Annotated in this window: 9 protein-coding genes; 8 read left to right on the top strand and 1 reads right to left on the bottom strand. The window is 70.4% G+C overall.

What is annotated here, in order from left to right:
* Positions 1-15 precede the first annotated feature (15 nt).
* The gene (locus tag ACFYXU_RS02860) at positions 16-2,127 is read right to left on the bottom strand and encodes a TPM domain-containing protein (protein ID WP_389456292.1); all 2,112 of its coding nucleotides are present in this window, start codon (positions 2,125-2,127) and stop codon (positions 16-18) included.
* A 200-nt stretch (positions 2,128-2,327) separates the two neighbouring features.
* On the opposite strand from ACFYXU_RS02860, the gene ACFYXU_RS02855 reads away from it, so the two are divergent.
* The 8 genes from ACFYXU_RS02855 to ACFYXU_RS02820 all read left to right on the top strand — a co-directional run bounded on the left by ACFYXU_RS02855 (position 2,328) and on the right by ACFYXU_RS02820 (position 14,627).
* Positions 2,328-3,332, top strand: coding sequence for a hypothetical protein (locus ACFYXU_RS02855; RefSeq protein ID WP_389456290.1), 1,005 nt, complete (start codon positions 2,328-2,330; stop codon positions 3,330-3,332).
* Between the two features lie 386 nt (positions 3,333-3,718).
* Positions 3,719-6,133, top strand: a complete 2,415-nt coding sequence (locus tag ACFYXU_RS02850; protein ID WP_389456288.1) for an ABC transporter family substrate-binding protein — start codon at positions 3,719-3,721, stop codon at positions 6,131-6,133.
* A 272-nt stretch (positions 6,134-6,405) separates the two neighbouring features.
* Complete coding sequence (gene typA / locus ACFYXU_RS02845) at positions 6,406-8,307, top strand: translational GTPase TypA (protein ID WP_351668950.1); 1,902 nt, start codon at positions 6,406-6,408, stop codon at positions 8,305-8,307.
* A gap of 479 nt (positions 8,308-8,786) precedes the next feature.
* The gene (locus tag ACFYXU_RS02840) at positions 8,787-10,424 is read left to right on the top strand and encodes an ABC transporter substrate-binding protein (RefSeq protein WP_329854026.1); all 1,638 of its coding nucleotides are present in this window, start codon (positions 8,787-8,789) and stop codon (positions 10,422-10,424) included.
* 170 nt (positions 10,425-10,594) lie between these two features.
* Entirely contained in the window at positions 10,595-11,527 is a 933-nt protein-coding gene (locus ACFYXU_RS02835) for an ABC transporter permease (protein ID WP_361396457.1), read from the top strand.
* On the top strand, positions 11,520-12,473 hold the full coding sequence (locus ACFYXU_RS02830; RefSeq protein WP_389456286.1) for an ABC transporter permease: 954 nt from the start codon (positions 11,520-11,522) through the stop codon (positions 12,471-12,473). The genes ACFYXU_RS02835 and ACFYXU_RS02830 overlap by 8 nt, the downstream gene beginning before the upstream one ends.
* Positions 12,474-12,487: 14 nt before the next feature.
* Positions 12,488-13,546 carry an ABC transporter ATP-binding protein gene (locus tag ACFYXU_RS02825; protein WP_329854022.1) on the top strand — a complete coding sequence of 353 codons (1,059 nt, stop codon included), beginning with the start codon at positions 12,488-12,490 and terminating at the stop codon, positions 13,544-13,546.
* Entirely contained in the window at positions 13,539-14,627 is a 1,089-nt protein-coding gene (locus tag ACFYXU_RS02820) for a dipeptide ABC transporter ATP-binding protein (protein ID WP_361395890.1), read from the top strand. The genes ACFYXU_RS02825 and ACFYXU_RS02820 overlap by 8 nt, the downstream gene beginning before the upstream one ends.
* Positions 14,628-14,798: the final 171 nt, after the last annotated feature.

The following is a 14,798-nucleotide window of genomic DNA, read 5'->3' as shown; positions in this document are numbered from 1 at the left end:
GAGATCGCGTGGAACTCAGAAACGGCCGCCGCCGCCCCGTCGGCCGCGGGTGCCGCTGCCGCCGAAGCTGCCGGGCCCGCCGCCGAAGCCTCCGCCCCCGAAACCGCCCCCGCTCCCGAAACCGCCCCCGCCCCCTCGGCCGGACCCGCCGCCGAACAGTCCGCCGAGGATGATGCCGCCGAGCACCGCGCCGCCGAGCCCGCCGCCACCGCCACCGCCTCCGCCCGGCCCGCGCGCACCGCCGAGGCCGTTCGGATTCCCGTACGTGCGGACGTCCCGCTCGGCGAGGTCCTGGGCGCGCCGGGCCAGGGCGTCCGCCTGCTGCGCCTCCGTCAGCGCCGCCTGCGGGTCGCCGCCGGACGCGAGCGACCGGGCCTTCTCCCAGCGGCGCTGGGCCTCGGCGAGGCGCGTACGGGCCTCGCTGCCCACCGCGCCCCGGTGCGTGGTGATGTAGTCGGCGGCTGCCCCGATCGCCGAACGGGCCGTCAGCATCACCTGGTCGAGGAGCACGCGGGCGCGCCGCGTCCCCGCGTCGCGCTCCCGCGTGCCCTCCAGCGTCTCGTCGAGCGCCCCGTCGGCCTCCTCGACCCGGCGCAGCGCGTCGATCGGGTCGTACCGCCCGGCGTCCACCCCCCGCCGCACCTCGGCGATCACCGACTCGGCGCGGGCGATCCGGCCCTGGAGGTTGGCCGTGGACACCCCCTCGGCGGTGCCCTTCAGCAGCCCCCGGGCCTCCGCCAGGTCCGCGTCCGTCTCCGCGAGCGCGCCCGGCAGCTTCCCCACGGCCTCGGCCAGCTCCCGCGCCCGGCGGTCCACCGCCTCGATGAGCCGGGCGGCCTGGTCCACCGCGCCCTCGGCGGCCCGGATGTGCACCGCCGCCCCGCCGTTGTCGCCGGCGTCGATCCGCCCGCGGGCCTGGCCGGCGTGGGCCGTGGCGAACACGAGCCGGTCCTTCGCCTGCTCGACGTCACCGGCGACGGGAGCCGCAGCCGTCTCCGCGTACCGTTCGCGCATCGCGGTCAGCGTCGCCTCGGCCGTCCCGATCCGGCCGGTCTGCTCCCGGAGGGTCTCCTCCACCGCGGCGAGCGCCGCCGGGGCCGTGCGCTCCAGGGCCCGCAGCCGGTCGAAGTCCTCCGTCTCGGCGTCGAGACGCGCGTCGGCCTCGGCGCAGCGGCGGAGGATCTCGTCCAGCATGCCCCGGCGGGTCGCGTCGTCCTCGGGGTAGGCGTCGTCGAGCTTCTGCCGCAGCCGGAACGAGGCCGTCAGCTGCTCCCTGGCGAAGTCGACGGCCTCGGTGAAGGGCCGGACGGCCTCCTCGCCGAACTGGGCGGAGGCGAATCCGAGTTCCTCCTGGCTGGTGCGGACGGCGTCGTCGGTGGCGACCAGGGTGCGGCGGGCCTCGCCGTCGAGCTCGTCCAGCGAGGGCGGCGCGGTCTCCTTCGGCGGGCCCCACCCCTGCCCGCCGCCCGGGGTGGTGCGGGTCTCGGCACGGCGCCGGCGCTTGGTGTACGCGTAGGCCGCGACGGCCCCCGCGCCGCCGACGAGGACCACCGGCAGGACGAGGTCGGTCGCCGAGGTGCCGTCGTCGGGCGCGGTCCCGGGATCGGCGGGGCCGGGGGTGACGGCCGGGGCGGGGACGGGCTGCCCGGCGAGCACGGCGCCGTAGCCGTTCGCCGCGCCGATGGCTGCGCCGGCCCAGTCGTTCTGCCGCAGGGCCGGTTCGATCGCGGTCCGCGCGACCTCGTCGAGCTGGGCCTGGGTGAAGCGGGAGCCGGGGTCGGCCGAGTAGCCGTACTGCCGGTCGTGGGTGGCGACGGCGAGCAGGAGGTCGTCGACGCCGAGCCCGTTGCGCTCGGCGGTGGCGTCGGCCCAGCTCTGGCCCGAGCGGCCGGAGAAGTCCCGTACGTAGACGACGAAGAGCTGGACGCGCCGGTCGTCGTAGAGCCGGTCGAGGGCCTGGACCACGGAGGCGCGGCGGTCCCCGAGGGCGTCCACCCGGTCGGTGATCTGCCCGTCCCGGGAGAGGACGACGGGATCGTCGGCGTGGGCACCGTGTACGGCGGGCACGAGGAGCCACCACGCCGCCACCAGCACCGCGAGAAGGGCTCGGGTGGCTATTCGCGTCACAAAGGGGAGGTTATGTCCGGGTATCTGCGCCCGCGACCGGACACCTGCCGTCCGGTCCGGGTATCTGCGCCCGCGACCGGACCCCCGCCGTCCGCAACCGTCCCCAGCCGCCCGGACGTCACTGTCAGTAGCCGCCGCTACGGTGGTTCCAGTGACGCGACGGCTCTCGGGGGGCTCGGGTGGACGGAAGGCTGAGGCGTGTGTGGCGGCGGGGGCGCTGGTTCGTCCTCGGTCTCGTGCTGCTGCTCGTGGTGCCCCCGCTGTTCGGCGCCCTGGCGCTGCGCGTCAGCTACGCCGGCGACCTGAGGGACGACGCGCGGACCCGCGGCAAGGACGCGTTCTGGATCGGGCACGCCTGGGTCGACGGGCGGAAGAAGGACGCCGACCTCACGGCGCTCGCCGCGCGGCTGAAGGGCAGCGGCGTCCGTGACCTGTACGTGCACGCCGGACCCCTGGAGCACGACGGGACCCTGCGTGCGGCGAAGTACCCGCGCGTCCGGTGGCTGATCGACGGGGTGCACCGCCTGATGCCCGGGATACGGGTGCAGGCCTGGCTGGGCGACGTCCTGGCCAGCGAGGGGCCGGTGGGTCTGCGCCTGGAGGACGCGGGGTCGCGCCGCGCCGTCGTGGGATCGGCCCGGCAGGTCCTCGACGCCGGCTTCGACGGGGTCCACTTCGACCTGGAGCCGCTGCACTCCGGCGACCGGGACTACCTCTCCCTCCTCGACGACCTCGGGAGGCTCACCGGCGCCCGAGGAGTCCCGCTCTCGGTGGCCGCCCACCAGATCGACCCGCTGCCGGGCGCCCACGCGGCCCTCGGCGCGGTCAGCCCGAACGGCAGCGAGAAGTGGTGGTCGCAGGAGTTCTTCGGCGAGGTCGCCCGCCGCGTCGACCAGATCGCCGTCATGTCGTACGACTCCTGGATGCCGCTGGAGAGCCTCTACGGCGGTTACGTCGCCCAGCAGACGGCCCTCGCCCTGGAGGTGACCCCCGGGAGTACGGACCTGCTCATGGGCCTCCCCTTCTTCCACGAGGACGACCTCGGCCACCACGAGGCCGCCGAGACGGTCTCCGCGGCGGTCAGGGGCGCGAGACTCGGCCTCGGCCGCACCGATCCCGGCCGCGAGCGGTTCGGCCTCGCGCTGTACGTCGACTTCGCGGCGGAGGACGCCGACTGGGCGGCCTACCGGGCGGGCTGGCTGTAGGGGTGTCCCGTATCGTCCCGGCCCCGACGCCGTAGGGGCCCTTTCGGGCATGCCCACGGCGCCCCGCGCACGGCCCCCGCCAGAAAGGGCGTCCGTCACCTCACGCTCGGGAGGGCGCCTGCACTTCGCCCTCAGAAGGGCGCCCTTCACCCCGCGCTCAGGAGGGCGCCCGCGTGTCGCGACGGAAGGGCGCCCGCGCCTCGCGACCGGAGGGCACCCGCGCCTCGCGACAGAGGGCGCCCGCCCGAGTCGTTGGGCCGCACGAGTGGGGTTCGGTGGGCGCGCCGCCGTGTCGCCGTGGCCGGATCCGCTCCGTCCTTTTCAGTGAATGGGCAATAGGTCTGATCATCTCCATATGGCATAAACCTGGACGAAGGGTACAAGTCATGTCCCAGATCGGCGCCCCTCGCGGGAGGACATGCTCCAGGAGCCCGCGCTCCCGCACGCTCCGCTCCGTCGCCACCCTCACCAGCGCGGTCCTCGCGGTCACCGTCCTCGCGGGCTGCAGCTCCGGCGACGAGGCCGACGAGACGCCCGCGGCGGCCCAGGACGACGCGCCCGCCGCCCGCGACCGGGTCGCCGACGGAGGGACCCTCCGCTGGGCCGTCGACGGGGTGCCCACCACGCTCAACGCCTTCCAGGCCGACGCCGACGGCACCACCGCCCGCATCGCCGGAGCCGTGCTCCCCTCCCTCTACACCCTCGACGACCGCGGCCGGCCGCGGCTCAATCCCGACTACCTGGAGAGCGCGCAGGTCATCGAGACCGAGCCCAAGCAGGTCGTCCTCTACAAGCTCAACCAGCAGGCCGTGTGGAGCGACGGGCGCGAGATCGGCGCCCCCGACTTCGTGGCCCAGTGGCGCGCGCTGAGCGGCCGCGACACCGCGTACTGGACCGCCCGCAACTCCGGCTACGAGCGGATCGAGAAGATCGAGCGCGGCAAGAACGACCTGGAGGTCCGGGTCACCTTCGCCAAGCCCTACGCCGACTGGCAGTCCCTCTTCTCGCCCCTCTACCCGAAGCAGGTGATGGGCTCGCCGAACGCCTTCAACGACGGCGCGCGCACCACCATCAAGGCCACCGCAGGACCGTTCCTGCTCAAGACCGTCGACCGCGGGAGCGGCGACGTCACCCTCGCCCGCAACCCCCGCTGGTGGGGCCGGCCCGCCAAGCTCGACAGCGTCGTCCTCAAGGCCGTCCCCCGGGCCGAGCGGGCCGACGCGCTCGCCGCGGGCACCCTCGACCTCGCCGAGATCGACCGGCCCGCGGCCGAGCGGATCACCCTCGCCCTCCGGGACGCCCGCGCCGGCCGCAACGGCGCCCAGGCGGCCCTCGCCCACGGCCCGGGCGCGGCGATCACCCCCTCCAAGGCGCTGAAGTCCTGGGCCCTCGCCCACGGCTCCGACGACGAGAAGGCGGAGGAGGTCCAGGCGGCCCGCAAGGAGAACCAGGAGGCGATCGCCCGGTACGCGAGCGCCCAGGACGCCCTGGCGAAGTACGTGGTGCGCAAGTCCCTGGAGCCCGCCTACACCCAGCTCTCGCTGAACGGCGAGTCCGGCCCGCTGGCCGACGAGCGGGTCCGGCGGGCGGTGGCCCGCGCCATCAACCGCCAGGAACTGGCCGACGTCGTGCTCAAGCCGCTCGGCCTCCCCGCCCGGCCCCCCGGCAGCCACCTCGCCCTCGCGGGCCAGGCGGCCTACGCGGACGGCAGCGACGCGCTCGGCGGTCAGGACACCAAGGAGGCGCAGGCGCTCCTCGCCGACGCGGGCTGGGTCCCCGGCGGCGCGCTCCGGAAGCCCCCCGGCACCAAGGCGGGCAGCGAGGCGGAGAAGGAGAAGGAAGGAAAGAAGGGGGAGGAAGGAAAGAAGAAGGAGGAGGAGAAGGAGACCACCGGGAAGACCGCGGAGACGGAGAAGAAGGCCGGGGGCTCCACCGACGCCAAGAAGAAGGCGGACGACGACGCCGCCTCCGACGAGGGCCTCTACATCGTCGGCGACGACAAGCCCGGCGACGTCGGCGCCGCCCCCGCCATCGGCGCGAACGGTCCCGAGAGCGCCACCGACGCGCTCGTCCCGGGCTCCGCCGCCGCCCGGCAGAGCGCCGCGCTCCTCGCCCGCGTCCAGTCGCTCGACACCGGCGCCGGTGCCCCCGCCGCCAAGCCAGACCAGGGGATGGCCGGGGCCTACGCCCCGCGCGGCACCGCCGCCCCCGTGACGGCCCCCGAGGCCGGCCAGGCCCTCGGCAAGGACGGCAAGGCGCTGAGCCTCCGCTTCGTCCTGCCGTCCGGGCCGGGCTCCGAGTCGCTGCGGACGGTCGGGGACAAGATCGTCCGGATGCTCGACGCGGTCGGGATCCGCACCGAGGTCACCAAGGTCTCCGACGACAGCTTCTTCAAGGACCACGTCGCCTCCGGCGACTACGACCTGGCCCTCTACTCCTGGCCGGCCTCCGCCTTCCCGGCGACCGACGCCCGGCCGATCTTCGCCAAGCCCGAGCCGGCCTCCGACGGCTCGCTCCTGGTCGAGCAGAACTACTCGCGCGTCGGCACCGACCGCATCGACCAGCTGTTCGACCAGGCGGCGGGGACGCTCGACGAGGAGGAGGCCCGCGACCTGGTGCGCCAGGCCGACGCCCGGATCTGGGCCGCGGCCGGTTCCATCCCCCTCTACCAGCGCCCGCAGCTCGTCGCCGCCCGGGCCGATCTCGCGAACGCCGGGGCCTGGGGATTCGGCACTCCGCGCTACCAGGACATCGGGTTCAAGAAGCCCGAATCCTCCAAGGGCGCCGAAAGAAACCGCTGAAACCTCTGAAAGCGCAGCTCACAACCTCAGAAGCAGCTCAATACCCTTGCCCGCCGGTGACCCCGGCGGGCAGGATCGCGACGGCCCCTTGACCCGGTCGCACGACCTGCCCCACACCCCCCAGAACTCCCGGCACCACCTCTCGGATCTTGGCCGGGGAAGCCCCTTGCGCGGCAGCCCCGTACCATAGGACATAGCCGTGGCGCGTCCGCCCGGCGGGCGTACGAGGAACTGACGCCGCATCCCACGATCCGAGAGAAGCGCAAGCACCCATGCCCACGCGCCACGACATCCGTAACGTCGCCATCGTCGCCCACGTCGACCATGGCAAGACGACCATCGTCGACGCCATGCTCAAGCAGGCCGGTGCCTTCGCCGCCCACCAGCAGCTCGACGACCGCATGATGGACTCGAACGACCTGGAGCGTGAGAAGGGCATCACGATCCTCGCCAAGAACACGGCGGTGAAGTATCACCCCAAGGACGGCGGGGCCCCGATCACGATCAACATCATCGACACCCCCGGCCACGCCGACTTCGGTGGCGAGGTCGAGCGCGGTCTGTCGATGGTCGACGCGGTCGTCCTCCTCGTCGACGCCTCCGAGGGTCCGCTCCCGCAGACCCGGTTCGTGCTGCGCAAGGCGCTCCAGCAGCGCAAGCCGGTCATCCTCTGCATCAACAAGACGGACCGCCCGGACTCCCGAATCGACGAGGTCGTCAACGAGACCTACGACCTCTTCCTCGACCTGGACGCGGACGAGGACCAGATCGAGTTCCCGATCGTCTACGCCTGCGGCCGTGACGGCATCGCCTCGCTGACCAAGCCGGAGAACGGCACCGTTCCCGCGGACAGCGACAACCTGGAGCCGTTCTTCTCCACCATCCTGGAGCACGTCCCGGCCCCGTCGTACGACGAGGAGGCCCCGCTCCAGGCGCACGTCACCAACCTGGACGCCGACAACTTCCTCGGCCGCATCGCGCTGCTCCGCGTCGAGCAGGGCGAGCTGCGCAAGGGCCAGACGGTCGCGTGGATCAAGCGGGACGGCACGATCTCCAACGTCCGCATCACCGAGCTGATGATGACCGAGGCGCTCACCCGCAAGCCCGCCGAGGTCGCCGGCCCCGGTGACATCTGCGCCGTCGCCGGTATCCCCGACATCATGATCGGCGAGACCCTGGCCGACCCGGAGAACCCGATCGCGCTGCCGCTGATCACGGTCGACCAGCCGGCCATCTCCATGACCATCGGCACCAACACCTCGCCGCTCGTCGGCCGCGGCGGCACGGGCAAGGGCGCGGACGCCAAGTCCGCGGTCAAGCAGCGCAAGGTCACCGCCCGCCAGGTCAAGGACCGTCTGGACCGCGAGCTGATCGGCAACGTCTCGCTCCGCGTCCTCGACACCGAGCGCCCGGACGCCTGGGAGGTCCAGGGCCGCGGTGAGCTCGCGCTCGCCATCCTGGTCGAGCAGATGCGCCGCGAGGGCTTCGAGCTCACCATCGGCAAGCCGCAGGTCGTCACCAAGGAGGTCGACGGCAAGACGCACGAGCCCGTCGAGCGCCTCACGGTCGACGTCCCCGAGGAGCACATGGGCGCGGTCACGCAGCTCATGGGCGTCCGCAAGGGCCGCATGGACAACATGTCGAACCACGGCTCCGGCTGGGTCCGCATGGAGTTCGTGGTCCCGTCCCGCGGCCTCATCGGCTTCCGTACGGAGTTCCTCACCAACACCCGCGGTACGGGCATCGCCCACTCGATCCACGAGGGCCACGAGCCGTGGTTCGGCACCCTGACGACCCGTAACAACGGCTCGCTGGTCGCCGACCGCGCCGGTGCGGTCACCGCCTTCGCGATGACCAACCTCCAGGAGCGCGGCGTCCTGTTCACCGACCCCGGCACCGAGGTGTACGAGGGCATGATCGTCGGCGAGAACTCCCGCTCCGACGACATGGACGTGAACATCACCAAGGAGAAGAAGCTCACCAACATGCGCTCCTCCTCCGCCGACTCCTTCGAGGCGATCGTCCCGCCGCGGAAGCTCTCCCTGGAGCAGTCGCTGGAGTTCTGCCGCGACGACGAGTGCGTCGAGGTCACCCCGGAGGCCGTGCGCATCCGCAAGGTCATCCTTGACCAGAACGCGCGTGGCCGGGCGTCTTCCCGCGCCAAGAACGGCTGAGTAAGGTCGCATACGGCCGAGTACGGCGGGGTAGGTCACGGACCTGTGATCTACGCCGCTCTCGGCTGACATGACGTCAGCAACGGAGCCCGGGCCCCCACAGAAGCTGTGGGGGCCCGGGCTTTTCGTCAAGTCGCGTCAACTCCATTTCGGAGGCGAGGTGTCCGCATATCGGCGATCGCTCTCCGGTACGTGTGTTAACGGTCCGTTTCGGGGGTGTCTGTCTGTGCTCAGTTTGTCCGGATTTCGGTCTTCGGGGCCCTGGCGATGTTGTCAAAACGAGACCACTTAAGTGTGGTTTACAGCCCGGACGTACTTAATAGTTGGCTCCATTGAGCTCGGGTCAATGGGTCACGCACTGTGGGGAGTGCCGACTCACGAGCACACTCGGGGCACTTGAGTGCAAAGCCGTCAGGGGTGTCGGCGAAACTCGGAGTGCCCCTCTTGTAGTGACAAAGTGGACTCATGAGGAGGAACCCATGCGCGGTGCCAAGAGCGCCAAGTGGGTAACGGGCGCGATCATCGTTGCCCTTGCTGCGACCGCCTGTGGCGGGGGTAAGAGCGACGGCGGCGACGCCAAGGGCGCTGTTGACCCGAACGGAATCTTCTCCGTGGAGCTGGGCGAGCCCGAGAAGCCGCTGCTCACCGGTGACACGATGGAGTCCAACGGCTCCGCCGTCATGTCCGGCCTGTTCTCGACCCTGGTCGACTACAAGGCCGACGGCTCCCTGGAGATGATCAACGCCGAGTCGGTCACCACGACGGACTCGAAGACGTGGACCGTCAAGCTCAAGCCGGGCTGGACCTTCCACGACGGCACCCCGGTCACCTCCAAGTCCTTCGTGGACGCGTGGAACTGGAACGCCAACGTCAAGAACGCCCAGGGTCTGGCGTCCTGGTTCGCGGACATCAAGGGCTTCGACAAGATCCACCCCGAGGCCGAGGGCGCCAAGCCCACGACCGACAAGCTCGAGGGTCTCTCCGTCGTCGACGAGAACACCTTCAAGATCGAGCTGACGAAGCCGGTTCCGTACTTCGCGCACAAGCTCGCCTACATCGTCTTCGCCCCGCTCCCGGCCTCCTTCTACAAGGACCCGGTCGCCGGCGGCCAGAAGCCGGTCGGCAACGGTCCCTACAAGTTCAAGTCGTGGGACCACAAGAAGAAGATCGAGATCACCCGGTACGACGGCTACAAGGGCCCGAACAAGGCGAAGAACGGCGGTGTGGTCTTCAAGAACTACACCACCCTCGAGGCCGCGTACGAGGACCTGAAGTCGGGCAACGTCGACGTCCTGCGTCAGATCGCCCCGAAGGACCTCCCGGTCTACCGCCAGGACCTCGGCGACCGCGCCGTGGACCAGCCGTACTCCGCGATCCAGACCATCGCCGTCGCCTTCTACTCCGACCAGTGGAAGAAGCCGAAGCAGGTCGACCCGCGCGTCATCCAGGGTCTGTCCATGGCGATCGACCGCGCCACCATCACCAAGACGGTGCTGAACGGCACGCGTGAGCCCGCGACCGGCTGGGTCGCGAAGGGCGTCCTGGGCTTCCAGGAGGACGGTGGCGCCGGCGTCACCAAGTACGACCCCGCCAAGGCCAAGGAGCTCATCAAGGCCGGCGGTGGCGTCCCGAACAACAAGATCTCCATCCAGTACAACGCCGACGGCGGCCACAAGGAGTGGGTGGACGCTGTCTGCAACTCCATCCAGCAGGCCACCAGCGTCCAGTGCGTCGGCGACGGCAAGCCGGACTTCCAGGCCGACCTGACCGCTCGTAAGACGAAGCAGGTCAAGTCGCTCTACCGCTCCGGCTGGGTGCTCGACTACCCGGTGAACGCCAACTTCATCTCGGACCTGTTCCGTACGGGTGCGGGCGGCAACCAGGGCGACTTCTCCAACAAGGAGCTGGACGCCAAGATCGCGAAGGCCGACTCGGCCGCCACCCTTGACGAGTCCGTCAAGGCCTACCAGGCGATCGAGAAGGACCTCAAGAACTACATGCCGTCCATCCCGCTCTGGTACTACAAGGTCAACGCGGGCTTCTCCGAGAAGGTTTCGGGCGTGGCCTACGGTCAGGACGGCGACCCGATCCTGACCGGCGTCGAGGTCACGAAGTAATCACCTAAGCGTAGTCCGCACGCCGTCACGGGACTGACGGACCGTCAGTCCCGTCTCGGTGCCTTACGCAGCGGCTGGGGGGCCCTTCCACGACATCAGCGTGCCCGAATCCGGGCATGCTGTCGCGGGAGGGCCCGTCGGTTGCGCTGTCACATCTCAACGGAGGCATGATGGGGCGTTATGTCGCACGACGACTGCTCCAGATGATCCCGGTTTTCCTCGGGACAACCCTGCTGATCTTCATCATGGTGCACAGCCTGCCCGGTGACCCCGTGCTGGCCATGTTCGGCGACAAGGGCGCCGATCCGGCGACGCTCGCCGCGAAGCGCCATGAGCTGGGTCTCGACAGGCCGCAGTGGGAGCAGTACGTCACATATATGTGGGACATGATCTGGCACCAGGACTTCGGTACCCAGATCCGCAACGGGCGTCCGGTCACCGAGGTTCTCGGCGACGCGTTCCCCATCACGCTCCAGCTGGCCGCACTGGCCTTCGCCGTGGAGCTGATCTTCGGCATCGGCCTCGGCATCGTCGGCGGTCTGCGCGCCGGCCGCCTGGCCGACAACCTGATCCTGATCTTCACCCTGCTGATCATCGCGATCCCGGTCTTCGTCCTCGGCTACATCATCAAGATGGTGTTCGCCTTCAACCTGGGCTGGATCTCCCCGAACGTCAGCACCGAACCGCAGTGGGGCGAGATGATCGCCCCGGCCATCGTCCTCGGTGGTCTCTCCCTGGCCTACGTGGCGCGGCTCACCCGCACCTCGATGGCGGAGAACCTGCGCGCCGACTACATGCGCACGGCCGTCGCCAAGGGCCTCCCGCGCCGCCGCGTCATCGGCGTCCACCTGATGCGCAACTCGATGATCCCCGTCGTGACCTTCCTCGGCACCGACATCGGCGCCCTCATGGGCGGCGCCGTCGTCACCGAGTCGATCTTCAACATCAAGGGCATCGGCGGCGTCATCGCCGACTCGATCTCCCGCCGCGAAGGTTCGACCCTGGTGGGCCTCGTCACCATCCTGGTGCTCGTCTACCTCGTCACCAGCCTGCTCATCGACCTGCTGTACGCGGTCCTGGACCCGAGGATCCGGTATGCCTGACGTGACCAAGACCGCCACCGCGGCCGTCGAGGACGCCATCGCCCCGCCCACGGTGGGCCCGCCTCCGGCGGCCAAGCAGGACAAGGCCCGCAGCCTCTGGGGCGACGCCTGGGCGGACCTGCGCCGCAACCCGTACTTCATCGTCTCCTCGGTCCTGATCGCGCTGCTGCTGCTGATATCGGCGTGGCCGACCCTCTTCACCGGCGCGTCCCCGACCACGGGTGACCTGGTCCACCACTTCCTCGGCAAGCCGGAGCTCAGCAAGATCGGCTCGGCCGACTGGCTGGGCTACGACCAGCAGGGCCGCTCCGTCTACGCCCGTCTGATCCACGGCACCCGCGCCTCCGTCACCGTCGGCATCGCGGTCACCGCGATCGTCACGATCATCGGCGGCGTGATGGGCATGATCGCCGGTTACTTCGGCGGCTGGGTCGACGTGGTGCTCTCCCGGCTCACCGACGTCTTCTTCGGCATCCCGTTCCTGCTCGGCGCCATGGTCGTCCTCCAGGCCTTCGTCGAGCGGACCGTCTGGGTCGTCGTCTTCGCCCTCGCGTTCCTCGGCTGGACCCAGATCACCCGCGTCATGCGCGGTGCCGTGATCACGGTCAAGCAGGCCGACTACGTCCACGCGGCGAAGGCGCTCGGCGCCGGCACGACCCGGATCCTCTTCCGGCACATCCTGCCGAACGCCATGGCCCCCGTGATCGTCGTCGCCACCATCGCGCTCGGCGGCTACATCTCCGCCGAGGCGACCCTGTCCTACCTCGGCCTGGGCCTCGCCGCCCCGACCGTCTCGTGGGGTGTCGACATCTCCGCCGGTGTCGCCCAGATCCGAGTGGCCCCGCACGTCCTGCTGTGGCCCTCGATCATGCTGAGCATCACCGTTCTGGCGTTCATCATGCTCGGCGAAGCCGTCCGCAACGCCCTCGACCCCAAGCTGCGCTGAGGAGGGCGTACCAGATGAGCATCATCGACAAGACCGCGGCCGTCCCCGCGCCGCGCGACGGCTCCGACCACAACGGTCCGCTGCTCGAAGTCAAGAACCTGCACGTCGAGTTCCACACCCGCGACGGTGTGGCCAAGGCGGTCAACGGCGTCAACTACTCGGTGGACGCCGGCGAGACCCTCGCCGTCCTCGGCGAGTCCGGCTCCGGCAAGTCCGTCACCGCGCAGGCCATCATGGGCATCCTCGACATGCCGCCCGGCAAGATCCCGCAGGGCGAGATCCTGTTCCGCGGCGAGGACATGCTGAAGATGTCCGAGGAGGGGCGGCGGAAGATCCGCGGCCGGAAGATCGCCATGATCTTCCAGGACGCGCTGTCCTCCCTCAACCCGGTCCTCACCGTCGGCTACCAGCTCGGCGAGATGTTCCGGGTGCACCACGGCATGTCCAAGAAGGACGCCAAGGTCAAGGCCATCGAGCTGATGGACAAGGTCAAGATCCCCGCCGCCAAGGCGCGGGTCGGCGACTACCCCCACCAGTTCTCCGGCGGTATGCGCCAGCGCATCATGATCGCCATGGCGCTCGCCCTGGAGCCGGACCTGATCATCGCCGACGAGCCCACCACGGCTCTCGACGTGACCGTCCAGGCCCAGGTCATGGACCTCCTCGCGGAGCTCCAGCAGGAATACAACATGGGCCTGATCCTGATCACCCACGACCTCGGCGTCGTCGCCGACGTCGCGGACAAGATCGCCGTGATGTACGCCGGCCGGATCGTCGAGCAGGCGCCGGTGCACGAGCTGTACAAGCGCCCGGCGCACCCGTACACCCGCGGCCTGCTGGACTCGATCCCGCGCCTGGACCAGAAGGGCCAGGAGCTCTACGCGATCAAGGGCCTGCCGCCCAACCTGCTCAAGGTCCCCACCGGCTGCGCCTTCAACCCGCGCTGCCCCAAGGCCGACGACATCTGCCGCACGGAGATCCCGGCGCTCGTGCCGGTCACCGAGCGGGACGGCGCGGACCTCCCGGGCCGCAAGAGCGCCTGCCACTTCTGGAAGGAGACGATCCATGGCTGACCTCAGCAACAACGAAGAGGCCGTGGCCGCCGCCATCGACGCCCCCGTGGGCCGCGGCGAGCCGATCCTCCAGGTGCGCAACCTGCAGAAGCACTTCCCGCTGACGCAGGGCATCCTCTTCAAGAAGCAGGTCGGCGCGGTCAAGGCCGTGGACGGGGTCTCCTTCGACCTCTTCCAGGGCGAGACCCTCGGCATCGTGGGCGAGTCCGGCTGTGGCAAGTCCACGGTCGCCAAGCTCCTGATGAACCTGGAGCGGGCCACCGCCGGCGAGGTCTTCTACAAGGGCCAGGACATCACCAGGCTGTCCGGGCGCGCGCTGAAGGCCGTCCGCCGCAACATCCAGATGGTGTTCCAGGACCCGTACACCTCGCTGAACCCGCGCATGACGGTCGGCGACATCATCGGGGAGCCCTTCGACATCCACCCCGAGGTGGCCCCCAAGGGCGACCGGCGCCGCAAGGTGCAGGACCTCCTGGACGTCGTCGGTCTGAACCCGGAGTACATCAACCGGTACCCGCACCAGTTCTCCGGCGGTCAGCGCCAGCGCATCGGCATCGCCCGCGGCCTCGCGCTCAACCCGGAGATCATCATCTGCGACGAGCCGGTCTCGGCCCTGGACGTCTCCGTCCAGGCGCAGGTCATCAACCTGATGGGGAAGCTCCAGGACGAGTTCAACCTGTCCTACATCTTCATCGCGCACGACCTGTCGATCGTCCGGCACATCTCGGACCGCGTCGGCGTCATGTACCTCGGCAAGATGGCCGAGATCGGTACGGACGAGCAGATCTACGAGCACCCGACGCACCCGTACACCCAGGCGCTGCTCTCCGCGGTGCCGGTGCCGGACCCGGAGGCCCGCGCGCACCGCGAGCGGATCATCCTGACCGGTGACGTCCCCTCGCCGGCCAACCCGCCGTCGGGGTGCAGCTTCCGCACCCGCTGCTGGAAGGCGCAGGAGAAGTGCTCCCAGGAGGCCCCGGTCCTCGCGGTCCCGCAGCGCTTCCAGGGCGTGGACAGCCCGGCCGCCCACTTCTCGGCGTGCCACTTCGCCGAGGAGAAGCAGGTCGTCCCGGTGCACTGACGCACTGACGCCCCGAGCGTGAAAGGGCGCCCCGGACCGTGTCGACGGTCCGGGGCGCCCTTCATCGTGCCGGCGGCCGGTCCGTCCTCCCGGGCGCGTCCCGCGCGCGGCACGGGACACACCCGGCCGAACGGCCTCGCGCACCGATGGGTGCCGAGAACATGCAGCCCT

It is taken from the genome of Streptomyces sp. NPDC002232 (genome assembly GCF_042890295.1).
In the GTDB taxonomy this organism is placed as follows: Bacteria; Actinomycetota; Actinomycetes; order Streptomycetales; family Streptomycetaceae; genus Streptomyces.
Note: the sequence above shows the minus strand (reverse complement) of the source record. Positions and strands in the feature narration are given on the sequence as shown.